The sequence below is a fragment of the Pseudomonas sp. R37(2017) genome, assembly GCF_002113375.1.
In the GTDB taxonomy this organism is placed as follows: domain Bacteria; phylum Pseudomonadota; class Gammaproteobacteria; order Pseudomonadales; family Pseudomonadaceae; genus Aquipseudomonas.
Window position 1 is genome coordinate 17984 of sequence record NZ_NEHO01000007.1, and the last position, 23847, is coordinate 41830.

At 61.1% G+C, this 23847-nt stretch carries 23 protein-coding genes; 9 read left to right on the forward strand and 14 right to left on the reverse strand.

Annotated features, from left to right (window positions below):
- The first annotated feature begins 48 nt into the window (after nt 1-48).
- The gene (gene queG / locus CAG47_RS13400) at nt 49-1128 is read left to right on the forward strand and encodes a tRNA epoxyqueuosine(34) reductase QueG (RefSeq protein WP_085725342.1); all 1080 of its coding nucleotides are present in this window, start codon (nt 49-51) and stop codon (nt 1126-1128) included.
- Here the strand turns inward: queG and CAG47_RS13405 are convergent.
- Together CAG47_RS13405 and orn are read right to left on the reverse strand one after the other, a co-directional pair.
- Nucleotides 1110-1721 carry a trimeric intracellular cation channel family protein gene (locus CAG47_RS13405; RefSeq protein WP_085725343.1) on the reverse strand — a complete coding sequence of 204 codons (612 nt, stop codon included), beginning with the start codon at nt 1719-1721 and terminating at the stop codon, nt 1110-1112. The genes queG and CAG47_RS13405 overlap by 19 nt on opposite strands.
- Nucleotides 1722-1836: 115 nt before the next feature.
- Nucleotides 1837-2379 (reverse strand): oligoribonuclease, encoded by a 543-nt coding sequence (gene orn, locus CAG47_RS13410; RefSeq protein ID WP_085725344.1) that lies wholly within the window; start codon nt 2377-2379, stop codon nt 1837-1839.
- Between the two features lie 107 nt (nt 2380-2486).
- Between orn and rsgA the strand changes: the two genes are divergently transcribed.
- The 4 genes from rsgA to CAG47_RS13430 all read left to right on the forward strand — a co-directional run bounded on the left by rsgA (nt 2487) and on the right by CAG47_RS13430 (nt 5578).
- On the forward strand, nt 2487-3518 hold the full coding sequence (gene rsgA / locus CAG47_RS13415; RefSeq protein ID WP_085725345.1) for a small ribosomal subunit biogenesis GTPase RsgA: 1032 nt from the start codon (nt 2487-2489) through the stop codon (nt 3516-3518).
- A gap of 199 nt (nt 3519-3717) precedes the next feature.
- A complete protein-coding gene (locus CAG47_RS13420) occupies nt 3718-4125 on the forward strand; it encodes a TIR domain-containing protein (protein ID WP_085725346.1) in 408 nt (135 codons plus the stop codon).
- A gap of 2 nt (nt 4126-4127) precedes the next feature.
- Nucleotides 4128-5087 (forward strand): caspase family protein, encoded by a 960-nt coding sequence (locus CAG47_RS13425; RefSeq protein ID WP_085725347.1) that lies wholly within the window; start codon nt 4128-4130, stop codon nt 5085-5087.
- Nucleotides 5087-5578 (forward strand): toll/interleukin-1 receptor domain-containing protein, encoded by a 492-nt coding sequence (locus CAG47_RS13430; protein WP_085725348.1) that lies wholly within the window; start codon nt 5087-5089, stop codon nt 5576-5578. The genes CAG47_RS13425 and CAG47_RS13430 overlap by 1 nt, the downstream gene beginning before the upstream one ends.
- Nucleotides 5579-5625: 47 nt before the next feature.
- Here the strand turns inward: CAG47_RS13430 and motB are convergent, their stop codons facing one another.
- The gene (motB, locus tag CAG47_RS13435) at nt 5626-6675 is read right to left on the reverse strand and encodes a flagellar motor protein MotB (RefSeq protein WP_085725349.1); all 1050 of its coding nucleotides are present in this window, start codon (nt 6673-6675) and stop codon (nt 5626-5628) included.
- A 3-nt stretch (nt 6676-6678) separates the two neighbouring features.
- Nucleotides 6679-7530 (reverse strand): flagellar motor stator protein MotA, encoded by an 852-nt coding sequence (gene motA, locus CAG47_RS13440; RefSeq protein WP_085725350.1) that lies wholly within the window; start codon nt 7528-7530, stop codon nt 6679-6681.
- A 167-nt stretch (nt 7531-7697) separates the two neighbouring features.
- Between motA and CAG47_RS13445 the strand changes: the two genes are divergently transcribed.
- From CAG47_RS13445 to asd, 3 genes are read left to right on the forward strand one after another with little or no spacing between them, the layout of a single operon-like run.
- Nucleotides 7698-9236: an HDOD domain-containing protein gene (locus CAG47_RS13445; protein ID WP_085725351.1), complete on the forward strand. Its 1539-nt coding sequence runs from the start codon at nt 7698-7700 to the stop codon at nt 9234-9236.
- A 41-nt stretch (nt 9237-9277) separates the two neighbouring features.
- Nucleotides 9278-10102, forward strand: a complete 825-nt coding sequence (gene rhdA / locus CAG47_RS13450; protein WP_085725352.1) for a thiosulfate sulfurtransferase — start codon at nt 9278-9280, stop codon at nt 10100-10102.
- A 9-nt stretch (nt 10103-10111) separates the two neighbouring features.
- Complete coding sequence (asd, locus tag CAG47_RS13455; RefSeq protein ID WP_085725353.1) at nt 10112-10972, forward strand: archaetidylserine decarboxylase; 861 nt, start codon at nt 10112-10114, stop codon at nt 10970-10972.
- A 139-nt stretch (nt 10973-11111) separates the two neighbouring features.
- Here asd and serB read toward each other — a convergent pair whose 3' ends face one another.
- Nucleotides 11112-12326: a phosphoserine phosphatase SerB gene (gene serB / locus CAG47_RS13460; protein WP_085725354.1), complete on the reverse strand. Its 1215-nt coding sequence runs from the start codon at nt 12324-12326 to the stop codon at nt 11112-11114.
- Between the two features lie 135 nt (nt 12327-12461).
- On the opposite strand from serB, the gene CAG47_RS13465 reads away from it, so the two are divergent.
- On the forward strand, nt 12462-13979 hold the full coding sequence (locus CAG47_RS13465) for an AhpA/YtjB family protein (protein WP_085725355.1): 1518 nt from the start codon (nt 12462-12464) through the stop codon (nt 13977-13979).
- A gap of 250 nt (nt 13980-14229) precedes the next feature.
- Here CAG47_RS13465 and CAG47_RS13470 read toward each other — a convergent pair whose 3' ends face one another.
- The 9 genes from CAG47_RS13470 to CAG47_RS13510 form a co-directional block, all read right to left on the reverse strand.
- Nucleotides 14230-14943: a membrane integrity-associated transporter subunit PqiC gene (locus CAG47_RS13470; protein WP_085725356.1), complete on the reverse strand. Its 714-nt coding sequence runs from the start codon at nt 14941-14943 to the stop codon at nt 14230-14232.
- A gap of 230 nt (nt 14944-15173) precedes the next feature.
- Nucleotides 15174-17441, reverse strand: coding sequence for a DNA topoisomerase IV subunit A (gene parC, locus CAG47_RS13475; RefSeq protein ID WP_085725357.1), 2268 nt, complete (start codon nt 17439-17441; stop codon nt 15174-15176).
- 7 nt (nt 17442-17448) lie between these two features.
- The gene (locus CAG47_RS13480; protein WP_085725358.1) at nt 17449-17973 is read right to left on the reverse strand and encodes a TIGR02281 family clan AA aspartic protease; all 525 of its coding nucleotides are present in this window, start codon (nt 17971-17973) and stop codon (nt 17449-17451) included.
- Nucleotides 17970-18959: an esterase-like activity of phytase family protein gene (locus CAG47_RS13485; RefSeq protein ID WP_085725359.1), complete on the reverse strand. Its 990-nt coding sequence runs from the start codon at nt 18957-18959 to the stop codon at nt 17970-17972. The genes CAG47_RS13480 and CAG47_RS13485 overlap by 4 nt, the downstream gene beginning before the upstream one ends.
- The gene (gene parE, locus CAG47_RS13490) at nt 18959-20863 is read right to left on the reverse strand and encodes a DNA topoisomerase IV subunit B (protein ID WP_085725360.1); all 1905 of its coding nucleotides are present in this window, start codon (nt 20861-20863) and stop codon (nt 18959-18961) included. The genes CAG47_RS13485 and parE overlap by 1 nt, the downstream gene beginning before the upstream one ends.
- Nucleotides 20864-20913: 50 nt before the next feature.
- Nucleotides 20914-21522, reverse strand: coding sequence for a YqiA/YcfP family alpha/beta fold hydrolase (locus tag CAG47_RS13495; protein ID WP_085725361.1), 609 nt, complete (start codon nt 21520-21522; stop codon nt 20914-20916).
- 209 nt (nt 21523-21731) lie between these two features.
- Nucleotides 21732-22547: a 3',5'-cyclic-AMP phosphodiesterase gene (cpdA, locus tag CAG47_RS13500; RefSeq protein ID WP_085725570.1), complete on the reverse strand. Its 816-nt coding sequence runs from the start codon at nt 22545-22547 to the stop codon at nt 21732-21734.
- A 113-nt stretch (nt 22548-22660) separates the two neighbouring features.
- Entirely contained in the window at nt 22661-23113 is a 453-nt protein-coding gene (locus tag CAG47_RS13505) for a DUF1249 domain-containing protein (RefSeq protein WP_007977461.1), read from the reverse strand.
- On the reverse strand, nt 23104-23721 hold the full coding sequence (locus CAG47_RS13510) for an NUDIX domain-containing protein (RefSeq protein WP_085725362.1): 618 nt from the start codon (nt 23719-23721) through the stop codon (nt 23104-23106). Before CAG47_RS13510 ends, CAG47_RS13505 begins: the two co-directional genes overlap by 10 nt.
- Nucleotides 23722-23847: the final 126 nt, after the last annotated feature.

The window sequence follows — 23847 nt, forward strand, 5'->3', positions numbered from 1 at the left end:
GATGTCTGGCAGAATTATACGCACCTCAGCTCCGGTTTCTCTCGCCTCATGCCCGCTATTACCACAGACCTTCCTGCTCTCGCCCAATCCATCAAGGACTGGGGCCGCGAGCTGGGCTTTCAGCAAGTCGGCATCAGCGGCCTCGACCTGGGCGAGCATGAGCAGCACCTGGATCGCTGGCTCGCCGCCGGCTACCACGGCGAAATGGACTACATGGGCGCCCATGGCAGTAAACGCTCGCACCCGGAAGAGCTGGTGCCCGGCACGTTACGCGTGGTTTCACTACGCATGGACTACCTGGCGGGCGATACCCACATGGCGAAAATGCTCGCCCAGCCGGAAAAAGCCTACGTCTCGCGCTATGCCCTGGGGCGCGATTACCACAAGTTGATCCGTAAACGCGTGCAACAACTGGCGGAAAAGATTCAGGCGGTCATCGGGCCTTTCGGTTATCGCGCATTCGTCGACAGTGCCCCGGTGCTGGAAAAAGCCATCGCCGAACAGGCCGGCCTGGGCTGGATCGGCAAAAACACCCTGGTGTTGAATCGCAAGGCAGGCAGCTATTTCTTCCTCGCCGAACTGTTCGTTGATTTGCCGCTGCCGGTGGATCCGCCCCACGCCACCGAGCATTGCGGGCGATGCAGCGCGTGCCTCGACATCTGCCCGACCAATGCCTTCATTGGCCCCTATGTGCTGGACGCCCGGCGCTGCATTTCCTACCTGACCATCGAACTCAAGGGCGCGATCCCTGAAGACCTGCGGCCGCTGATCGGCAATCGGGTGTTCGGTTGCGATGATTGCCAGATTGTCTGCCCATGGAACCGCTTCGCCCGGCCTTCCGGTGAAAACGACTTCAAACCTCGTCACAATCTGGACAATGCCGGGCTGGCGGAACTGTTCATGTGGGATGAAGAGAAGTTTCTCAGCAGTACCGAAGGCTCGCCGCTGCGCCGGACCGGTTACGAAAACTGGTTGCGCAACCTGGCGGTAGGGTTGGGGAATGCACCTTCAACGATTCCAGTGCTGGAGGCGCTGAAGGCGCGCCGGGAGCACCCTTCAGAACTGGTACGTGAACATGTCGAGTGGGCGTTGCGACAACATGCCGAGCGTCAGGCTTCGTCGTTGTAGACGAACTTGGGCATTTCCCAATGAAAACGGATCGCCAGCAATCGCAACAGAAAACCGCCGAACAAGGTGATCAGAATCGATTGTTCATTGGGTAATTGCAGATAGATGCAGAGCATGTAACACCATGCCGAGACGAAAGACACGCTGGCGTAAAGTTCGCGACGGAAAACCAGCGGAATGTCGTTGCAGAAGATGTCCCGCAAGATTCCACCGAATACACCGGTGATCACACCGCTGACCGACGCCACCAACATGCCGTGCCCCATTTCCAGGGCAATAATGCAACCAATCAGCGTAAACGCCACCAGACCCATGGCATCGAGCACCAGAAACAGCGAACGCAGATGTCGCATCCAGCGCGCGGTGAACACGGTGATCATCGCAGCAACCGTGGTCAGCACCAGGTATTCCGGGTGCTTGACCCAAGTCAGCGGGTAGTGCCCGAGCAACACATCGCGCACCGACCCGCCACCCAGCGCCGTGACGCACGCAATCAGCACCACGCCAAACCAGTCCATCCCTCGACGACCGGCAGACAAGGCACCGGTCATGGCTTCGGCGGTGATGGCGATCAGGTAAAGCATCAACAACATGGTGGCGGTCCTTGCAAAAAGGCGCGCAGTCTACTGACTTCGCCGAAGCACCAAAAGAGCGCTTTCGGTTACGCCGCGCTGAATCTTTCGCGGCGTCGGCCCAACCGCCACAAAGTCAGACCTTGATGAAATGTTTGCGGTAGTGCTGCAACTCGGCGATGGATTCGCGAATGTCATCCAGGGCCAGGTGGGTGCTGCCCTTCTTGAAGCTGTCGCGCACGTCCGGCGCCCAGCGCGCGGCCAGCTCCTTGAGCGTCGACACGTCGAGATTGCGGTAATGGAAATAGCTTTCCAAGGATTTCATGTGGGTATAAAGGAAGCGACGGTCCTGGCAGATGCTGTTGCCACAGATCGGCGACTTGCCCTTCGGCACCCACTTCTCCAGGAAAGCGATGGTTTCGGCTTCGGCTTCGGCCATGCTGATACGGCTGTCGCGCACACGTTGGGTCAGGCCCGAGTTGCCGTGAGTACGGGTGTTCCACTCATCCATGGTAGCGAGGACTTCATCGCTGTGGTGAATGGCGATTACCGGGCCTTCGGCCAGGGTATTGAGCTCACTGTCGGTGACGATGGTGGCCATTTCGATGATGACGTCGGTGTCCGGGTTCAGACCGGTCATTTCCAGGTCGATCCAGATCAGGTTCTGCGCGTTTTGCATGTGTCGGCTCCTAGGCAATGCTGCGCAGTTTAGCCTAGGCCGGTGGCCGGGCGTGCTAAACTCGCGGCCGTTTTACCTAATCGCTGCATTCTTTATACGGAACACCCATGGCCAAACGCCAACTCAATCGCCGCCAGAACTGGCGCATCGAAAAGATTCAGGGCGAACGCGCTGCCCGCGCCGCCAAACGCGAGTCCTCGGCTGTCGAGGCACTTGAGGGCGGCGACCTGGGCCCGGAACAGCATGGCCTGGTGATCGCGCACTTCGGTGTGCAGGTCGAGGTCGAGGCCCGTGACGGCGAACTGGCCGGCCAGGTGTTCCGTTGCCACCTGCGCGCCAACCTGCCAGCGCTGGTGACCGGCGATCAGGTGGTCTGGCGTGCCGGCAACCAGGGTATTGGCGTGATCGTGGCGCAACTGCCGCGCAACACCGAGCTGTGCCGCCCGGACACCCGCGGCCAGCTCAAGCCCGTGGCGGCCAACGTCGACATGATCGTCATCGTGTTTGCTCCGCTGCCCGAGCCCCACGCCAATCTGATCGACCGCTATCTGGTGGCGGCCGAACATGCGGGCATCAAGCCGCTGTTGCTGCTGAACAAGTTCGACCTGATCGACGAACACAACGCCCCGGCGCTCAATGCCTTGCTCGCGGTGTATCGCACCCTCGGCTATCCGGTGCTGGAAGTGTCGGCCCACCACGGCAACGGCATGGAACAATTGCAGGCGCAACTGGACGGGCGCATCAGCGTGTTCGTCGGCCAGTCCGGTGTCGGCAAGTCGTCGCTGGTCAACAGCCTGCTGCCGGATGTCGAAACCCGCGTCGGTCCGCTGTCCGAGCTGTCCGGCCAGGGCACCCATACCACCACCACCGCGCGACTGTTCCACTTTCCCGGCGGCGGCGAGTTGATCGACTCCCCGGGTATCCGCGAATTCGGCCTGGGCCACGTCAGCCGAGCCGACGTCGAAGCCGGCTTCATCGAGTTCAACGACCTGCTTGGCACCTGCCGCTTCCGCGACTGCAAGCATGACCGTGAACCCGGTTGCGCCTTGCTCAAGGCCCTGGAGGACGGCCGCGTGCAGCAGCAACGGATGAACAGCTATCGCTCGATCATCGCCAGCCTGCCGGAAAACGGCTACTAAACATGCACGCCGGCCGCCCTGCCTCCAGCGGGGCTGGCCAGCGGCTGGATCATCCACCACTTAAACATCAGACCTTTCCGTAAGACACCAGCAGGGACTCTTGTAGGGCATTTCTCTTTAAATCGCCTCCCCTTGTAGCCGCCAGCCAATAGCCTAGTTTCAGACCCTCTTCGCACTCCAGCGACACCGAGGGATACCCATGCAAACCTACCATCTGTTCATCAGCCACTCGTGGAACTACTCCGACGCCCACGACAATCTCGTGCGCCTGCTCAACGCCAAGCCCGGTTTCACCTACAAGAATTTTTCAGTGCCACCGGACAACCCGATTGTCGGCGCGAAAACCGACAAACAACTTGAGGAGGCCATCGAAAACAAGATCCGCCCCTGTTCGGCGGTATTGATCATGGCCGGGATGTACTCCACCTACAGCAAATGGATCAACAAGGAGATCGAGATCGCCAAGCGCATGGGCAAGGTGATCATTGCAATCAAGCCGTTCGGCGCCGAGCGCATTTCCACGGTGGTACGCGAAGCGGCACACGCCGAATGTGCGTGGAACACCAACAGCATCGTCAATGCGATTCGCCAGCATACGGCGGTGTAACCATGCGCAAGGGACTGTTTATCGGCATCAACGACTACACCCATGTTTCGCAATTGAGCGGTTGCAGCAATGACGCCATGGCCATGGCTTCGGTGCTGAAGACCGATGCCAACGGCGATCCGAACTTCAAGAACATCGTCCTGACCTCCGCCGAGGACTACCTGAGCCGGGAGAAGCTCGAAGACCAGATCCGCGAGCTGTTTTCCGGGGACTGTAATGTCGCGCTGCTGTACTTCGCCGGCCACGGCAGCTTCGATACCGATACCGACGAAGGCATGCTGATCCCGCAGGACTACAAGAGCGCCAAGGACGGGATTCGCCTCAGCGACATTCTCAACTGGGCGAGCAAAGCCACGAAGATCAAAAACAAAGTGATCATTCTCGACTGCTGCCAGAGCGGCTCGGCCGGCGAACTGCGCGCCTTGCGCAGTGAAGGCAGCGTGGTCGGCGAAGGCATGACCATTCTGACCGCCTGCAAAAAGGAAGAGCCCGCGATGGAGGGGGGGCAGCACGGTGTTTTCACCGGACTGCTGCTCCAGGCCCTGCACGGCGGCGCGGCGAACATCCTGGGCAAGATCACCCCCGGCAGCCTCTATTCATTTGTCGACAACGCCCTCGACGCCTGGGAACAACGCCCGGTGTTCAAGACCAACGTGTCGCAGTTCATCTCCCTGCGCGAAGTTTCGCCACTGATCCCCAAGGAGATCCTGCGCAAACTCCCCGACTGGTTCGCCGAAGCGGAGTCGGTCTACCCCCTTGCACCCAGCTTTGAGCCCACCGAACCCGAGTTCAACCCGGAACAAGGCGAGGTCTTCGCCCAATTGCAAAAGTGCAACCGCCACAGCCTGGTCGAACCGGTGGACGCCGAACACATGTACTACGCCGCCATCCACTCCACCGGCTGCCGCCTCACTGCCCTCGGCGCCTATTACCGTGAACTCGCGATCAAGGGACATTTCTGATGCCAGTGTTTATCAGCTACCGCCACATGGACCGCGCCCTCGCGGTCAAAATCAACGCGCGCCTGATGCAGGCCAGCATCAAGACTTACCTCGACGTGCTGGATGCCGAATCCCAGACCACGGACGACATCACCGCCGTGATCACCCGCAACATCAGCGAATGCACGCACCTGCTGGCGGTGGTGTCGGAGAGAACTGCGCTGTCCTGGTGGGTGCCATTCGAAATCGGTGAAGCGACCATCACCAACCGGCGCATCTGTTCGTTCAAGACTGGCCCGGCAGAACTGCCGCTGTACCTCGACAAGTGGCCGAAGCTGACCAGCGAACGGGACATCGAGTTTTTCATCGATGCCTATCGCAACGAAACGATGCTCAAGCGTGCGATGACACTGGATTCGGTGACCGGTAGCGAGTCGGTGCGCAGCGTCAACAAATCCAATGCCGATCGCTTTCACGCCGAGCTTAAATCCCGAATCACCCGAGGTTTTTAATGTAGGAACGACAAAAAAGCCGACATCACTGTCGGCTTTTTTGTTTGTCACTGCTTCGGCGGTTCAGCCGGCTTGGCTGGTTCACCCGGTTTCGGTGCCGGGTCGTCGAACAGGTTCAGGCGCTCGCGCACTTCGTGGGCCGGCAGCGGTTCCTTGTCTGCCGGCAACGCGTTCGGGTCGACCGGTGCAGCAGCCGGCGCGGCTCCCGGAGCAGCTGAACCTTGCGGCGCATCAGGAGCTGGCTCGGCACCTTGCGAACCTTCGATTGCACGTTGTGCTTTCTTGGTCAGCACCACGATGTCGATGCGACGGTTCACCGGATTGAACGGATGCTCGCGATCGAACAGGGCCGACGAGGCATAACCGACCACGCGCGCCACCTGCGCATCCGGATAGCTGCCCGCCACCAGCGCACGACGCGCGGCGTTGGCACGGTTGGCCGAAAGCTCCCAGTTACCGAAATCACCGGTGCCGGTGTACGGCTTGGCATCGGTGTGGCCGCTGATGCTGATCTTGTTCGGCACCGCCTTGATGGTGTCGGCCATGGCCAGCAGGATGTCTTCGAAATACGGTTTCAGACGAGCCGAACCCGAGTCGAACATCGGGCGGTTTTCCGCATCCATGATCTGGATACGCAGGCCATCCGGGGTAATTTCGAACAGGATCTGGTCCTTGAACTTCTGCAGTTGCGGGTTCTCGTCAACCTTGTTCTGCAGTTCTTGCAGCAACAGTTCGAGGCGTTCCTTTTCAACCTGCTCGGCCATGCCTTCGACCTGGTCGGTATCGACAGTCACCTTGTCCGGTTGTGGCTGGGACTTGACCTCGGGGTTGAGGGTGTTTTCCGGCGCCATGGTCGGCGTACCGCCCAGATCGATGATGTATGGCGTGCCGCTTTCGGAAAAGCCGATCGGGTCCTTGAAGTAACCGGCAATGGCGATCTTCTGCTCCGGCGTGGCGGTGGACAGCAGCCACAACACCAGGAAGAACGCCATCATCGCCGTGGCGAAGTCGGCGAAGGCGATTTTCCACGCGCCGCCGTGATGCCCGCCGCCGTAGCGCTTGACGCGCTTGATGATTATCGGCTGGTTATTCTCCATGACTTAACGCCCGCGAACCGCTTGTTCCAGCTCGGCGAAGCTTGGACGGTGCGCCGGGTACAGCACCTTGCGCCCGAACTCCACGGCCAGCGACGGCGGCATGCCGGAAGCCGAAGCCACCAGTGAGGCCTTGATGGCTTCGTAGACGTTCAGCTCTTCCTTGGCATCGTGGGCCAGGGAATGGGCCAGCGGACCAAAGAAGCCGTAGGCGGCGAGAATACCGAAGAAGGTGCCGACCAGCGCCGCACCCACGTGCAGGCCGATGGACTTCTGGTCGCCATCGCCCAGCGAAGCCATGGTCACCACGATACCCAGTACCGCCGCGACGATACCGAAACCGGGCATGCCGTCGGCGATGCCGTTCACGGCGTGGGACGGATGCTCCAGCTCTTCCTTGAGGCTGAGCAACTCCATGTCGAACAGGCCTTCCAGCTCGTGCGGGGCCATGTTGCCGGAAGACATGATGCGCAGGTAATCGCAGATGAACGCGGTCATGCGCTCATCCTTGAGGACCGTCGGGTACTTGGCGAAGATCGGGCTCGCGGCGGCATCTTCAATGTCGCCCTCGATGGCCATCATGCCCTCGCGGCGACTCTTGTTGAGGATCTCGTAGATAAGACCCAGCACTTCAAGGTAGAAACCGTGGTTGAACCGCGAACTGAACATGCCCAGGGACTTCTTGAGCACGTGCATCGTCATGTGGCCGGGGTTGGCTTGCAAGAATGCGCCGAGGGCCGCGCCGCCGATGATCATGACCTCGAAAGGTTGGATCAGGGCGGCAATCTTGCCGTGAGAAAGCACGTATCCGCCGAGCACGCTCGCGAATACGACGATGATGCCGATAATTTTAGCCATAGGTTAGGAGAGCACTTACTGAGTCGGGTTCAAGGTCATATTCGGAAGTTAAAAAATCTCTTCTTCTACTTATCGGCAAAACTGCGCCAGACTATAGCCAGTTCAGGCGAAAAGCTAATTCGACCCAATCCGGGCACAGGTAATGTTGATAATGATCGCCTCCCACCATGGTTAACGAAACGAACGTTCCAACACCAAAACCGACGACACTCGAAGGCTGGGTCAAGCTGCTCGATGGCGTACGCCTTCCTGTTCCACAAGCCAGCCACGACCGTGTCTGCAAGGCCATCCGCGACAATCGCAGCTCGCTGCGCGATATCGCCGACCTCATGCAAGGCAGCCCCGCCCTGGCCTTGAGCGTGATTCGCGAAGCCAACCGACACACCCATGGCGGCATGACAGAGCCCGCGGAAAACCTCGAGATTGCGATCAATCGCCTCGGTCTGAAGCGCACCGAAGAGCTGCTCGCGCGCCTGCCCGCCAAACCCCGGTCCGAAATCCCCACAGCCTTGCGTCAGTTGCAGATGATCAGCCAGCACGCCATGCAACAGGCCAACGGTTTTTTTGCCAGTCGCCTGGCGCGCCTGTGGCAGGACATCCATTGGGGCAGCCTGCTGTTTCTTTCGCCCTTGTGGCCTTTGGCGCTGACCCATCCAAAATTGCTCGAAGAATGGGAGCTGCGGGTCATCCATAAAGGTGAGTCGGCACGCAAAGTCGAAAAGCAATTGTTTGGCGTACGTTTGCTGGACATCGGCCAGGCGCTGGTGGAGGTCTGGCGCTTGCCGATCTGGGTGCAGCAGGGTTATCGCCTGCTGCTCAACGAGCAGCGGGAGCTGGTGAAAGTGCTGCGCATCGCCCGTGACAGCGAGCATCCGTTGCGCCAGCAGAACCGCCTCGATGACGATCCGACCCTGCGCCGCTGGCTCAACCAACCGGCCAATACGGTGCTGCTGGCCAACGGTCTGGCGCTGTCGGCACAACACGCCTGGGACAGCCCGCACAGTGAACGCTGGCAGTACCTGACCAGCCTTTACCTGCAAATGCCGATGGACGAAGTGCAACAACAACTGCACCAGCAAGCCGCCAACAGCGCGCGCCATCACGCCTTGCCGGACCTCTGGCACCCCGCCGAATCGCTGATCTGGCCGTGGGGCATGAATCGTATCCACGCCGGACTGCTGCCAGCCGCGGCACCGACTGCCGAAGACCTGGCGAAATGGCGCAAGCAATGCAGCGAGTTGCTGGTCGAGCCGAGCCGTTTCACCAATGCCATGCACTTGACCATCGCCGCCCGGGACGCCCTCGTGGCTTGCGGCATGCGCCGGGTGATGATCCTGATGGCCGACCGCACCCACGCCAACCTGCGTGTGCACCAAACGGCCGGCCTGCCGAAGGAAGCGGCCGGATTGAACTTCGTGGTCAGCCAGAGCAACGTATTGCAACGCCTGCTCGCGCAACAGGCCCAGGTCCGCCTGACACCGGCCAACAACGCGCAATTCTCGGCCCTGCTGCCCAACAGCCTGCGATCGCAGTTCAGCGGTGAACATCTGTTGCTGCGTTCGCTGGTCAACAATGGCCGAGTGATCATGATCGTCCTGGCGGATCAGGGCGGCGGGCCGTTTTCGGAAATTTCGGTACAGGCTTTCGGCAAAACCGCGCAGTGCATCGAAAAAGCCCTGCACAGCTTTAGCCACCGCGGCCAATAAGCTGCGCTACAATCCTCCCTTTTGTGCTCTGGAGACCTCACATGTCTGACTTCTCTGGCTTGCCGCTGGTGATCGAGCCGAGCGACTTGCTCCCTCGCCTCGAAGCCCGCGAACTGATTCTGGTGGACCTGACCAGTGCCGCCCGCTACGCCGAAGGACACATCCCAGGCGCGCGCTTCGTCGATCCGAAACGCACGCAACTCGGCCAGCCTCCCGCCCCGGGACTGATGCCCCCGCAGGCAGCACTCGAAACGCTGTTTGGCGAGCTGGGACACAATCCCGATGCGGTCTACGTGGTCTATGACGACGAAGGCGGGGGTTGGGCCGGACGCTTCATCTGGCTGCTGGATGTCATCGGCCACAGCAAGTACCACTATATAGACGGCGGCCTGCCGGCCTGGCTGGCAGAAGGCTTGCCCATGTCGATCCAGATCCCGCCATCGGCGGGTGGCCCGGTTTCATTGACCTTGCATGATGAACCCACCGCCACCCGCGAATACCTGCAAAGCCGTCTCGGCGCCGCCGACCTGGCGATCTGGGATGCACGCGGGCCGTTGGAGTACTCCGGCGAGAAAGTCCTCGCGGCAAAAGGCGGACACATCCCCGGTGCGATCAATTTCGAATGGACCGCCGGCATGGACCAGGCACGCCAGCTGCGCATCCGCACCGACATGCCGCAGATCCTCGAACAACTCGGGATCAGCAAAGACAAAGAAGTGATTACCCACTGCCAGACCCACCATCGTTCTGGCTTCACCTATCTGGTGGCCAAGTCTCTCGGTTATCCGCGGGTCAAAGGCTACGCCGGCTCCTGGGGCGAATGGGGCAACCATCCCGACACGCCCGTAGAGATCCAAGGTTTTTAAGGACAGTTAATGAACAAGCGTCTGTTTATCCTCAGCCAGTACCTGCTGCCCCACAATTTGCTCTCGCGACTGGCCGGCTGCATCGCCGAATGCCGCGTGCGCTGGTTCAAGAATGCCTTTACCGCCTGGTTCGCCAAGCGTTATCAGGTAGACATGTCCCAGGCGCTGGTCGAAGACCTGACCGCCTACGAGCACTTCAACGCGTTCTTCACCCGCGCGCTGAAAGACGGTGCCCGTCCGCTGGACGAAACCCCGGGCGCGATCCTCAGCCCGGCCGACGGCGCGATCAGCCAGCTCGGCCCGATCGAGCACGGCCGCGTGTTCCAGGCCAAGGGCCACAGTTTCAGCGTGCTGGAGCTGTTGGGCGGCGATGCGGCAAACGCTGCGCCGTTCATGGGTGGCGACTTCGCGACCATCTACCTGTCGCCGAAGGACTACCACCGCGTGCACATGCCGCTGGCCGGCACCCTGCGCGAAATGGTCTACATCCCGGGTCGCCTGTTCTCGGTCAACCAGACCACCGCTGAAAACGTTCCGGAACTGTTCGCCCGCAACGAGCGCGTAGCGTGCATTTTCGACACCGAGCGCGGGCCGATGGCCGTTGTGCTGGTGGGCGCGATGATCGTGGCCTCGATTGAAACCGTCTGGGCCGGTCTGGTGACTCCGCCGAAGCGCGAGTTGAAAACCTTCCGTTACGACGAAGCCGCCCGCGCGCCGATCCACCTGGAAAAAGGTGCGGAACTGGGTCGCTTCAAGCTGGGTTCGACCGCTGTCGTGCTGTTCGGGCCGGATCAGGTGAAGTGGGCTGAAGAAATGACCGCCGGTGCGGCGGTGCAGATGGGTCAGGGCATGGGCTCGCCAAAAGCCTGATCGACACACACCTGTAGGAGCGGGTGCCCGCTTGCGGCCTGGTCGCGATGAACCATAGTGCGACGCGGGCATTCAGAACGCCCGCGTCTTCGTTGACGACCATCGCGAGCAGGCTCGCTCCTACAGTAGTTTTGCGGTGTTACAGTTGGCCGTCGCGATCGCGGAAGCCCAGCAGATACAGCACGCCATCCAGCCCCAGGGTGGAAATCGCCTGCTTGGCCGACTGTTTCACCAGCGGCTTGGCGCGGAACGCCACGCCCAGCCCGGCAATCGCCAGCATCGGCAAGTCATTGGCACCATCGCCGACAGCAATGGTCTGCTCCAGGCGCAAACCTTCCTTGTGCGCCAGCTCTTTGAGCAAATCCGCCTTGCGCTGCGCATCGACAATCGGCTCGACCGCCACGCCGGTGACTTTGCCGTCGACCACTTCCAGTTCGTTGGCAAACACATAGTCGATCCCCAGCTTGGCCTGCAATTGCTTGGCAAAGTAGGTGAAGCCACCCGACAGAATCGCGGTCTTGTAGCCCAGGCGCTTGAGTTCGGCGAACAGGGTTTCGGCACCTTCGGTCAAGCGCAGCGAGGCGCCGATGGAGTCCAGCACCTTGACGTCCAGGCCTTTGAGCAAGGCCAAACGCTCTTTGAAACTGGCGCGGAAGTCCAGCTCACCGGCCATCGCCCGCTCGGTGATTTCCGAGACCTTGTCACCCACGCCAGCCGCCTTGGCCAGTTCGTCGATCACTTCGGCCTCGATCAGCGTCGAATCCATGTCGAATACCGCCAGACGACGGTTGCGACGGAACAGCGAATCTTCCTGGAAGGCGATGTCGACGTTCAGTTCCTGGGCGACGCTGAGGAATTCGGCCCGCAGCGCCTGCGGATCAGCCGCCTCGCCACGCACGGAAAACTCGATGCAACCCTTGCCCTTGTCGGCCGGCGTGTCCAGCGGCATGCGCCCGGACAGACGATCGATGTGGTCGATGTTCAGGCCATATTTGGCGGTGATCGAGCTCACGGCCTGCAACTGCCCGGCTGTCACCTTGCGGGTCAACAGGGTCACGATGTGGCGTTTTTTGCCCTGGTTGCCGACCCACTGCTGGTAATCCACTTCGGATACCGGCGTGAAACGCACTTGTTGATCGAGTTCATAGCCCTTGAACAGGATGTCCTTGAGCACGGACTTGCCTTGCTCGGTGTCGGGAATTTCAACCAGGATGCCGAACGACAAGGTGTCGTGGATCACCGCCTGACCGATGTCGAGAATGTTCACACCACCTTGGGCCAGAACGCCGGTAATGGCCGCAGTCAGACCCGGACGATCGGATCCCGTGATGTTTATCAGGACGATTTCGCGCAAGGCGCACCCCCGCAAGTGGAAAAAAACCGCATTCTACCCACTTTCAGTGACCATCGGGCACCGTGAGCGCTTTGACGGCCTAGGGCCTGTCGCTATACTGCGCGTCAACTTCACGGACAAAAGAGCCGAGCTCAAGTGAACCGGCCCACGCCAGTAAAAACCGATAACTTCTTCCTGCTGATCTTCCGGGCACTGCGCCACCGCCGTGTACCGATTGCATTGCGCATTGCCAGCCATAACGTGATCCTGGTCGCCCTGGCCCTGGTCATCTATGCCGGCGTGATGGGCTTGCAGTTCAAGCAGGCCATGCACGAGCAGGCGGATGCGCTGGGCGAAAGCCTGACCACGCAGACGGCCACCTCGGCCACCGAGCTGTTGGTGTCCAACGACATCCTCAGCCTCAATGTGCTGCTCAACAACCTGACCAAGAACAAGCTGGTGGCCCACGCCGCCATCTACAGCCCGGACAACCGCATCCTCGCCGAATCGGGCCAGCGTCCCAAGCATGGCCTGTTGGGCGAAGCCGAGGGCATGTACCAGAGCAAGATCACCTTCCAGGACGTGACTGCCGGGCAATTGCGCATCAGCCTGGACATGGATCAGTTTCAACTGCCGATGACCATCAGCCTGCAAAGCATGGGCATCCTGAGCGCCATCCTGCTGGCGTTGTCCCTGGCCTTGAGCCTGCGCACGGGGCGCTATCTCTCCACGCCGCTGCTGCAATTGCGGATGTGGCTGCGCAATATCGACGAATACACCCCGGCGACGGACCGCCAGGATGAAATCGGCGACCTGGCGCGGCAACTGCACGCCAACTTCGCCCCGGAACCAGCGCCGATGCCTGAACCGGAACCGGAACTCGACGACGTCGATGACGAGGCCGAACCGGCCTTCGAAGTCCGTAACCTGCGCGACCCGAGTTTCGACGAGAGCCGCCCGGTAGCGGCGCTCAAGCCAGCGCCTCGGCAGATCGTCAGCACCGTCGAAGACGACGATGACGAAGACCCGTTCTCCGACCTGCGCGACGAGTCGCTGGACAGCACGCCGCAACCGGTAATCCGCAAGGCCACGCCAAGCGTGCCACAACACAGCGCGGTGCTGGCGGTGCAACTGGGTTCCCAGGAACAGCTGCGACGCCTGCCACGGGCACGCCTGGAAGAACTGCTCGAACGCTATGGCGACTGCCTCGACCAGGCCGCGTCGCTGTATCAAGGCGAAGTGGAGACCTTGAACGATGGCAGCACGTTGATGCTGTTCCACACCGAAGACTGCGGCGACGATTACCTGACCAATGCCATTTGCTGTGGCGAATTGCTGCGGGCCCTGGGGCACCAGTTGCAGATTGAAGTCGCGGACAGCGGCATCACCCTGCAACTGCAACTGGGCCTGACCCTCGGCGACGAACTGTTCGGCCTGAGCCAGATCGACCTGCTGCTGACCGACTCCGCCCAGGACGCACTGGCCTTGTCGCAACACAGCCGCAATCTGCTGCTGGTAGAGCGCAAGATCAGTGACGACACGTTGATTCGCCAGCGCGCGCGGATCCGCCCTATCGCCAGCCCTGAGGGTGCTTGCTGCGTGGAACGGTTGATGGAGCCGTATCCATCGATGCTGGAGCGGCAACTGGCGCGGATGCATGAGCGCCGGGCGTAAGCCTTGACCTCGATGTGAAGAAGCCCGCAGATGAGTGATCGTCTGCGGGCTTTTTTGTTGTCTGCTCTGCCCTCTTCGCGAGCAGGCTCGCTCCCACGGGCTCTGGGGCGTTCATATAATTTGTGTACGACACGAACACTGTGGGAGCGAGCCTGCTCGCGAAGAGGCCAGTCCAGGCGCCAGATATCTCCAGCCCGCAGAAACAACAAAGCCCGCATCAATGCGGGCTTTGCCTTGAATCATTCCAGGCTTAGAAGCGGAACACTTCCATATCCGTACGAACAGGTGCGGCCATCGGGATCTTCGGCTGCTTTTCCTGTTCTACCGCAGGGGCTGCCGCCTTGGCTGCCGGCTTGCGCGGGACTTCGGCGATCGGCTGCTGATTGGCCAGCGGCTTGATCGCCACCGACAGTTGCTCGGCCAGGCGTTGCAGCAACACACCCTGAGCCTGGACCTGAGCAGCCGTACTACCGGCATGCTGTTCCTGCAGATGGACGATGCGGTTGTCGCGAACCTGCCCGCGACGGTCGATCAAACGCCATTGCGCGTCGAGGATAGCCGGTTGCTTTTCCCCCGAATCCAGGCGCGTGATGGTCAGCAGCACCTGAACATCCGGGGTGAAACCCACTGTCGCCGGGGCCAAGACTACGCGCTGGCTGTCCAGGTGACCTGCGACCTGACGCAGCAACAGTTGATCGATATCCGACGAAAGGCTGCCGGCCCAACGACCGTCGGTCGAGGCTTGCAAGCTGCCGTCCGGCTGACGCTGCAACAGGGTTTCGCGTTGCAGGTAGTCGGCCACGGTGACCGGCCCCAGCAATACCGCCATGCCCGCGCTCTGTGCAGGCTCAACCGGACTTCCAGCGTCAAGCTGATACAACGACACCGGCTGGTGAACGCTGCAACCCGCCAGGCCAAGAACGCCGACGAGCATGAGAATAAAAGGAAGGCGCAGAGCAGTCATCGTCCCATCCAGGTGATCGTTAAAAGGCTGATCACAGTGAAAATACTCAATAAATATGAAGAACGCGCGGCACTGCCGGCGCTGGAAAGGCCATATCATCCGTGAATATGCGTTCCGACTCCAGCGCAAAGCGCCGAACTACGGGTTAAATCGCAGATTGACGCCTCCAGGGGCGCTCTCGATCAACTTCCACGCGCGGGTGAAACCAGTCAAGAACGCCCCCAGGTCGCCTAATTGAGGTTTTCGACGAGCAGTGCATCTACCCTCTGGAAGCCACGCGGCAATTTGTTGCCACGACGACCGCGCTCACCCTTGTAGTGTTCGAGGTCGTCCGCTTTCAGTGACAATGTACGTTTCCCGGCCTGCAACACCAGTGTTGCACCGTCCGGCAATACGGCGATGTCCGTCACATACTCTTCGCGACTGGCCACTCGTTCACCGGGAATCCCGATGATCTTGTTGCCTTTGCCCTTACCTAATTGTGGCAGGTCGGCGATCTTGAATATCAGCAGGCGACCTTCGGTCGTCACCGACGCCAGCCAGTTCTGCTCACGATCGGCCACGGGGCGCGGCAGCATGACCTTGGCGTTGTTCGGCAGACTCAGCAGCGCCTTGCCCGCCTTGTTCTTGGCCTGCAGGTCTTCACCCTTGACCACGAAACCGTAGCCGGCGTCGGAGGCGATCACATACAGCGCATCGTCTTCGGGCATCATCACGCATTCGAAACTCGCCCCTGGCGGCGGCGTCAGGCGACCGGTCAGCGGCTCGCCCTGGCCACGGGCCGACGGCAGGGTATGGGCTGCCACCGAATAACTGCGGCCGGTGGAGTCGATAAACACGGCAAACTGGTTGGAGCGCCCGGCTGCCAAGGCCTTGAAACCGTCCCCTGCCTTGTAGGAAAGGCCGGTGGCATCGATCTCGTGGCCTTTGGCGGAGCGAATCCAGCCTTTTTCCGACAGCACGACCGTCACTTTCTCGTTCGGCAACAGATCGTGCTCGGTCAGGGCCTTGGCCTCGGCGCGCTCGACAATTGGCGAACGGCGGTCGTCACCGTAGGTTTCCGCGTCCTTGATCAGCTCACTGCGCACCAGTTTCTTCAACTTGGCTTCGCTGCTCAGCAAGGCCTGCAGCTTGGCTTGTTCCTTGAGCAGCTCATCCTGCTCGGCACGCAGCTTCATCTCTTCCAGTCGCGCCAACTGACGCAGACGAGTGTCGAGAATGTAGTCGGCCTGGATTTCGCTGAGGGCGAAGCGTTCAATCAGCTTGGCTCGTGGATGCTCCTCGGTACGGATGATGTGGATCACTTCATCCAGGTTGAGGTAGGCAATCAACAAACCGTCCAACAGGTGCAGACGACGCTCGACCTTGTCGAGGCGGAATTGCAGGCGACGACGCACGGTCTGCACCCGGAATTCCAGCCATTCGACCAGCAGCGCTCGCAGGTTTTTCAGCTGCGGCTTGCCATCCAGGCCAATGATGTTGATGTTGACCCGGTAGCTCGACTCCAGATCGGTGCTGGCGAACAAGTGCTGCATCAGCGCATCGTGGTCGAAGTTTTTCCGGGCAACCGGAATGATCACGATCCGGCAAGGGTTTTCGTGGTCGGACTCGTCACGCAGATCGGCAATTTGCGGCGCCTTGGACGGTTTGGCCTGCATCATCGCGGCGATCTGTTCCAGCACCTTGGCACCCGAAACCTGATGCGGCAGCGCGGTGACGATAATGTCGCCGTCTTCGATGTGATACACGGCACGCATGCGCACCGAGCCGCGGCCGGTTTCGTAGATTTTCAGCAGATCGGCGCGCGGCGTGATGATTTCCGCTTCGGTCGGATAGTCCGGACCCTGAATGTGTTCACAGAGCTGTTCGACCGTGGCCTTGGGCTCGTCGAGCAAGCGCACGCAGGCGGTGGCAACTTCGCGCAGGTTGTGCGGCGGAACGTCGGTGGCCATGCCCACGGCGATACCGGTGGTACCGTTGAGCAGAATGTTCGGCAGACGGGCCGGCAAGACCAGCGGCTCGTCCAGCGTGCCGTCGAAGTTCGGCCCCCAGTCCGCCGTGCCCTGGCCCAGCTCGCTGAGCAGCACTTCGGAGTAACGCGACAATCGCGCCTCGGTGTAGCGCATGGCGGCGAAGGACTTGGGATCATCCGGCGCCCCCCAGTTACCCTGCCCGTCGACCAGCGTATAGCGATAGCTGAACGGCTGGGCCATCAGCACCATGGCTTCGTAGCAGGCCGAATCGCCGTGGGGATGGAATTTACCGAGCACGTCACCGACGGTACGCGCCGATTTTTTGTGCTTGGAGTCGGCGTCCAGCCCCAGCTCGCTCATGGCGTAGACGATACGCCGCTGTACCGGCTTCAGACCGTCGCCGATATGCGGCAAGGCACGGTCCATGATCACGTACATGGAGTAGTTGAGGTAGGCATTTTCGGTGAAGTCAGCCAGTGACCGGCGCTCTACACCGTCCAGGCTGAGATCAAGGGAGTCGCTCATGCGGGCCTCATCGGTTCGTTGTCTGGCGCAGCAGCATGGTGCCACCGCGCTGGGTAAATTCAAGTTTGTTCAGTGCGCTCATGCCGAGCAACACTTGATCGCCTTGCAGACCGGGGGCCACCAGTGCACGTACGTCGTGCAACACGATGTCGCCCAACTGCAGGCGTTCGATACGGGTGCGATAGCCCTGGCTCAGGCCATTGGCCGTGCTCACGGTTACGCCAAATCCTTCTTCGAGCTTCAATCGCTTTGCCAGGTCCGCCGGGATCGACACATCGGTCGCACCGGTGTCGAGCATGAAGTTCACCGGCTGGCCGTTGATCTGGCCGCTGGCGACGAAATGCCCCTGCACATTGCCGACCAACTTCACTTCAATGAAACCTTCGCCTTGCTCCGAACTGACCACCACATTCGGATTTTGCTGTCGTGCTTCCCACTGGCCGAAAAACCGCGTGGCCAGGAACAGCCCGGCACACCAGGCCAGCACCATGAACACTCGACCAATGCGCTGCCCCGGGCTTTGTTGCCTCATGGCCTGGCGCTCCAGCCACCTTCCGGTGCGGCAAAGCGCCAGACCACTGGACGCACCTCGCCATCGACGCGCGGGCCGAAATTATTGTCGACACCGATCCAGGCGCCATCGGCATCCACTATCAGCGCTTCTTCCAGCCCGTAGTTCTGCGGATAACGACGGTCGCCCTGCAACAACTCGGCAGCGTATGACCAGCAGCGCTCGACCTTGGCTGTCTGAGCATCCCGGCGGCAAATCCGGTAGACGTTGCGCTCCAGGGTGAACAGCTTGCCATTGAACAGCGACAGGTCAGAAAAATCCCGCGGGACAGCTTTGGCGCGAGGAAACTGCTCAGGCTGCATCTCCATGCCCGCCTCGCTCAGCAACACGCAGCCACCGTCGCAATCCCACGTCGCCTGCTGGCGCTTGACCAATAGCAGTCCGCGGCCCTGGCGCTCGGCGGCAAGCCATATCTGGTCCCCCGCCGGATTGATAGCCAACCCTTCAAACAGCGCATTGAATTGCAACAGCAAGCCTCTGGCTCGCGCCTCGCGAACCATCATCGGCGAGATTTTCAACCAGGCAGCGGGCCCCGTTGATGGCACCTGCAAGACAGCGGCATGGCCTTCGCTGACGATGTAACGATTGCCAGCGCTGTCGCAGGTGATGCCTTCGAAGTCCAGATCGCCGCCACGTACGAACGAAGCGCCCCAGACACTGGATTTCAGCCCCCAGGGCAAGCCGCTGTCAGGCACCGGCGGTACATCGATATGCACCGTTTCGGCCTCCCAGGCTGGTTCACGGGTATCGAGGCGATAGATCTGGTCATCGTCGCGGTCGGAAACCGCCCACAGCTCGTTGCCACATTGCGCCAGCCCGGACAGGTTGCCACCGCGCATGCCGTTGACGACATGCCCGGACAACAGGCGCAATTCTGGCACCGGCTCGGCGCGAACCGTAATCGACGTCAGCAGCAACCCACAGGCCAGGGCAAAGCCCAGACGCATCAGCCCAGCACCTCGGCCAGGTTGCCCTTGGACTCCAGCCAGGTCTTGCGGTCACCGGCGCGCTTCTTCGCCAGCAGCATGTCCATGATTTCCGACGTCGCTTCGAAATCTTCCAGGGTCAATTGCACCAGGCGGCGGGTGTTCGGGTCCATGGTGGTCTCGCGCAGCTGCGGCGGGTTCATTTCGCCCAGCCCCTTGAATCGCGTGACCTGCGGCTTGCCGCGCTTCTTCTCGGCCACCAGACGATCGAGGATGCCATCGCGCTCGGCTTCGTCGAGGGCGTAGTAGATTTCCTTGCCCAGGTCGATGCGGTACAGCGGCGGCATGGCCACGTAGACGTGACCTTCATCCACCAGCGTGCGGAAATGCTGGACGAACAACGCACACAACAAAGTGGCGATGTGCAGACCGTCGGAGTCGGCGTCGGCGAGGATGCAGATCTTGCCGTAGCGCAGCTGGCTCATGTCCGTAGCGCCCGGATCGACACCGATGGCCACGGCGATGTTGTGCACTTCCTGGCTGGCCAGCACTTCGCTGCCGTCCACTTCCCAGGTGTTGAGGATCTTGCCGCGCAACGGCAGGATCGCCTGGAACTCTTTGTCCCGCGCTTGTTTGGCAGAACCGCCGGCGGAATCACCTTCCACCAGGAACAGTTCGGCGCGCATCGGGTCCTGTCCGGCGCAATCCGCCAGTTTGCCCGGTAGCGCCGGGCCCTGGGTGACGCGCTTGCGCTCGACCTTCTTGCTCGCCTTGAGACGACGGCCGGCGTTGTTGATCGCCAGCTCCGCCAGCAACATGCCGGTTTCCGGGTTGGCGTTGAGCCACAGGCTGAATGCATCCTTGACCACACCGGAGACGAACGCCGCCGCTTCGCGGGACGACAGGCGCTCTTTGGTCTGGCCGGAGAATTGCGGCTCCTGCATCTTCATCGACAACACGAAGGCAATGCGCTCCCAGACATCTTCCGGCGCCAGCTTCACACCGCGCGGCAACAGGCTGCGGAATTCGCAGAATTCGCGCATGGCGTCGAGCAGGCCCTGACGCAAACCGTTGACATGAGTACCGCCCTGGGCGGTCGGGATCAGGTTGACGTAGCTTTCCTGCACCGCGTCGCCACCTTCCGGCAGCCACAGCAGTGCCCAGTCGACCGCTTCCTTGTTACCGGCGAAGGCGCCGCAGAACGGCTCGTCCGGCAGGCGCTCGAATTCGCTGACCGCATCCACCAGGTAGGAACGCAGGCCGTCTTCGTAATGCCACTCGACCTTCTCGCCGGTGGCCTTGTCTTCAAAGCTGACCAGCAGCCCCGGGCACAGTACGGCCTTGGCCTTGAGCACGTGCTTGAGGCGGCTGATGGAGAACTTGGGGGAGTCGAAGTATTTCGGATCCGGCGCGAAGAACACGCTGGTACCGGTGTTGCGTTTGCCGACCGTACCAACGATTTCCAACTCGGTGGCCTTGTAGCCATCCTTGAAGGTCATCTGGTATTCGTTGCCATCACGCTTGACCCGCACCCGCACTTCGGTGGACAAGGCGTTGACCACCGAAATACCCACCCCGTGCAGACCGCCGGAGAACTGGTAGTTCTTGTTGGAAAACTTGCCGCCGGCATGAAGCTTGGTGAGGATCAACTCGACGCCCGACACGCCCTCTTCTGGGTGAATGTCCACCGGCATGCCACGGCCGTCATCGCTGACTTCCAGGGAATGGTCGGCGTGCAGGATGACCTGCACCGATTTGGCGTGCCCGGCCAAGGCTTCGTCGACACTGTTGTCGATGACTTCCTGGGCAAGGTGGTTCGGCCGACTGGTGTCGGTGTACATGCCGGGGCGTTTGCGCACCGGGTCGAGGCCCGAGAGGACTTCGATGGCGTCTGCGTTATAAGAGCTAGCGCTGGGAGTGGCCATGGGTTCTCGTCGTCAAAGTTCGGTGAAAAAACAATTCATGGGGCTATCGCTCACAATGCGCTGAAATCGATGGCCTGATACAAATCGGCGCCAATGCCGGCAAAACTCAACATGGCCGGCAGTCGCGAGGCAAAACCCTGGAAACCGTGGTCGCCGCCGGCCTGGATACGCAAGGCGCATGCCCGGTAATACCGCTGGGCGAGGCGATAGTCCAGCGTTTCGTCAGCTGTCTGCAACCATACCTGATATCGCTGTGGCTCCCGGAGTGCCGGCACTTCCAGTTCGGCCAGGGCCGTCACGTGGTCGTGGGTCATTTCCCAGGTTTCTTCGGTATACAGGTTTTTCTGCGTCCCGAGAAAGCCGTCGAACATCCGATGCGGGCTGACGGCAGGATTGATCAACAGGGCTTTCAAGCCATGGCGCTCGGCCAGGTGAGTGGCATAGTAGCCGCCGAGTGAGCTGCCGACCAGCAATGGCCGCCCGAGCTCGGCAATCGCCTGCTCCAGCTGGCCGATGGCTTCGCGGGGATGGTGATGCAAGGCCGGGACGCGCAAATGTTCGCTCAGGCCCAGGCGCTCCATTACCTCGACCAACTGACAGGCCTTTTTCGACAAGGGCGAGCTGTTGAAGCCGTGGATATAAAGGATCGAACCGGACATTTGAGCCCCCTGTGCGTCGGCTAAAGAGGCGGAGTTTACAGGGACCCGGGGGAATCGGGGTATTCGCGGAATTCATGGCGTCTGTACAGACGCCTTCGTCGGAGCGCCGCCCGGAGCAAGCCCGCTCCCACACCGGACCTGCGTCGGTCACAAGCCCCTTGTGGGAGCGAGCCTGCTCGCGAAGGCCGCGACTGGACCTTCCTGGAAATTCAGTAACCGTTGGAACCGTAATCCACGGTGAATTCGAACCCGGTAACCCGCTCAATACCGGTTTCCAGCCGCCCATCGGGCAGCAGTCGCAACCAGCGATAGCCCGGCGCCTGTTCCCCGACCTTGAAATCTTCGCTGCCTGGCTCGAACTGGATGCAGGTCGAGGGCGAGGCGATCAGACGCACGCCTTTACGTAATTGATCGATCTCTTGATGCACATGCCCCCACAGCACGGCACGCACCTGTGGAAAACGATCCAGCACTTCGAAAAACGCCTCGGGATTGCGCAGGCCGATAGGCTCCATCCATGCGCAACCAATCGACACCGGATGATGGTGGAAGCACACCAGATGATGGCGTTCCGGCGCTTCACTCAACGAGCGGGCGAGCAACTGCAATTGTTCGTCCTGCAAATACCCAGGCACCGAACCCGGCACCGCCGAATCGAGCAACGTGACCCGCCAGTTGCCGATATCCACCATCGGTTCGAGCAAGGCGCTCTGCACCGCCGCCTCGGCCATGATCTGCGGTTCGTCGTGATTGCCGGGAATCCAGCGTGCCGGCGCATCGAGCTGACGCGTCATGTTGCGAAATTGCCGGTAGGACTCCAGCGTCCCGTCCTGGGACAGATCCCCCGTGGCCAGGATCAAATCGATCCGCGGCTGTTGCGCACGCACCAGATCGATGACCTTTTGCAGGCTGTCGCGGGTGTTCATGCCCAGCAACGCGCCGTCCGCTTCGGCGAACAGATGGCTGTCGGAGAGTTGCACCAGCAACGCCGGATCGGCGGTGGTCAATGTGGATACGCTCGGCAAGGCGTTCTCCCAGGGCATGATCACGAGGAATGGGTCAGTGCGGCAATTATGCTGGGGGATGATCGAAAGGGGAAACCTGCGAACCTGACACAGTTCACAACCGCGCTTCAGAGTTAACGTACTACTTCGTACTCATGCCCCAGCGCCAGGCAATGGCTCAGCCATTCGCCCAGAAACATGTTCAGCTGGGCCTTCTCGTCCGGCTGGTGCATCGAGGCGTTCGGATAAGGATAGATGCCGCGGAAGCGTCGCGCATGTTCGGCGCTGACCACTTCGGCCATGCGCGCGTCGTGATAGACCTGCACTTCCAGTTGCGGCACCGGCAGCCACGGCAGGCTGTGTTCCTGACGCACTTGCAGGGTCGTGGTGTAAGGACAGGTCAGCAGCACTTCCAGCGCCAGCACGCCGAGCATCTGGTCGCCATGGGTCACGGCGATGCGCCGCGCGGCGGGCTCGCTGCGCATGTCCGGCAACAGTCGCATCAAGCGCGCATAGTTCGCCTCGCAGGACGCTTGCAGCCCCACCAGGTCCACCCGATAGCGATCGCGCAGCTTGTTTACGACCATAACCCCCTCACTTCAACGCGGTTCAAAGCCAGCCATTGCAAGGCAATGATGCTCGCCGCGTTGGCAATACGCCCGTCGCGCACGGCTTGCAGGGCATCGTCGAAAGCCCAGACCGTGACGCGGATGTCTTCCGCCTCTTCCTCCAGCCCATGCAGGCCGCCAACCCCGTTACTGTCGCAACGCCCCAGGTACAGGTGGACGAATTCGTTGCTGCCGCCCGGCGACGGAAAGTATTTGAGCATCGGCCAGAGCGCCCCGATCACCAGCCCAGCTTCCTCCTGCGCCTCGCGGTGAGCAACTGCTTCGGGTACTTCATCCTTGTCGATCAGACCGGCGACCAGCTCGATCAGCCACGGGTTGTCGGTCTTGCCCAGGGCGCCGACGCGGAACTGCTCGATCAGCACCACTTCATCGCGCTGCGGGTCGTAAGGCAGCATGCAGACCGCGTCATGGCGAACGAACACTTCCCGATTGATCTCGCGGCTCATGCCCCCGGCGAACAATTCGTGGCGCAAGTGCACGCGTTCGAGTTTGTAGAAGCCCTCGTAGCACTTTTCGCGCCGTACGATATCAACGGTGGTCGGAATGGTATTGGCAAAATCCGTCATGACTGTCCTCGTTACTGCAAATCCTCAACGAGGCTCCCACCTCGACTTCGCGCCATCCTAACGCGCCCGTGACGTTTGATGCAGCCCCTTTCCCGTCAGCGGGATGGACGGTGAGGGCGAAACCCA

Coding starts and splice junctions, on each gene's coding strand:
- queG (WP_085725342.1), top strand. CDS start 49: ATGCCCGCTATTACCACAGACCTTCCTGCTCTCGCCCAATCCATCAAG.
- CAG47_RS13405 (WP_085725343.1), bottom strand. CDS start 1,721: ATGTTGTTGATGCTTTACCTGATCGCCATCACCGCCGAAGCCATGACC.
- orn (WP_085725344.1), bottom strand. CDS start 2,379: ATGCAAAACGCGCAGAACCTGATCTGGATCGACCTGGAAATGACCGGT.
- rsgA (WP_085725345.1), top strand. CDS start 2,487: ATGGCCAAACGCCAACTCAATCGCCGCCAGAACTGGCGCATCGAAAAG.
- CAG47_RS13420 (WP_085725346.1), top strand. CDS start 3,718: ATGCAAACCTACCATCTGTTCATCAGCCACTCGTGGAACTACTCCGAC.
- CAG47_RS13425 (WP_085725347.1), top strand. CDS start 4,128: ATGCGCAAGGGACTGTTTATCGGCATCAACGACTACACCCATGTTTCG.
- CAG47_RS13430 (WP_085725348.1), top strand. CDS start 5,087: ATGCCAGTGTTTATCAGCTACCGCCACATGGACCGCGCCCTCGCGGTC.
- motB (WP_085725349.1), bottom strand. CDS start 6,675: ATGGAGAATAACCAGCCGATAATCATCAAGCGCGTCAAGCGCTACGGC.
- motA (WP_085725350.1), bottom strand. CDS start 7,530: ATGGCTAAAATTATCGGCATCATCGTCGTATTCGCGAGCGTGCTCGGC.
- CAG47_RS13445 (WP_085725351.1), top strand. CDS start 7,698: ATGGTTAACGAAACGAACGTTCCAACACCAAAACCGACGACACTCGAA.
- rhdA (WP_085725352.1), top strand. CDS start 9,278: ATGTCTGACTTCTCTGGCTTGCCGCTGGTGATCGAGCCGAGCGACTTG.
- asd (WP_085725353.1), top strand. CDS start 10,112: ATGAACAAGCGTCTGTTTATCCTCAGCCAGTACCTGCTGCCCCACAAT.
- CAG47_RS13470 (WP_085725356.1), bottom strand. CDS start 14,943: ATGACTGCTCTGCGCCTTCCTTTTATTCTCATGCTCGTCGGCGTTCTT.
- parC (WP_085725357.1), bottom strand. CDS start 17,441: ATGAGCGACTCCCTTGATCTCAGCCTGGACGGTGTAGAGCGCCGGTCA.
- CAG47_RS13480 (WP_085725358.1), bottom strand. CDS start 17,973: ATGAGGCAACAAAGCCCGGGGCAGCGCATTGGTCGAGTGTTCATGGTG.
- CAG47_RS13485 (WP_085725359.1), bottom strand. CDS start 18,959: ATGCGTCTGGGCTTTGCCCTGGCCTGTGGGTTGCTGCTGACGTCGATT.
- parE (WP_085725360.1), bottom strand. CDS start 20,863: ATGGCCACTCCCAGCGCTAGCTCTTATAACGCAGACGCCATCGAAGTC.
- CAG47_RS13495 (WP_085725361.1), bottom strand. CDS start 21,522: ATGTCCGGTTCGATCCTTTATATCCACGGCTTCAACAGCTCGCCCTTG.
- CAG47_RS13505 (WP_007977461.1), bottom strand. CDS start 23,113: ATGGTCGTAAACAAGCTGCGCGATCGCTATCGGGTGGACCTGGTGGGG.
- CAG47_RS13510 (WP_085725362.1), bottom strand. CDS start 23,721: ATGACGGATTTTGCCAATACCATTCCGACCACCGTTGATATCGTACGG.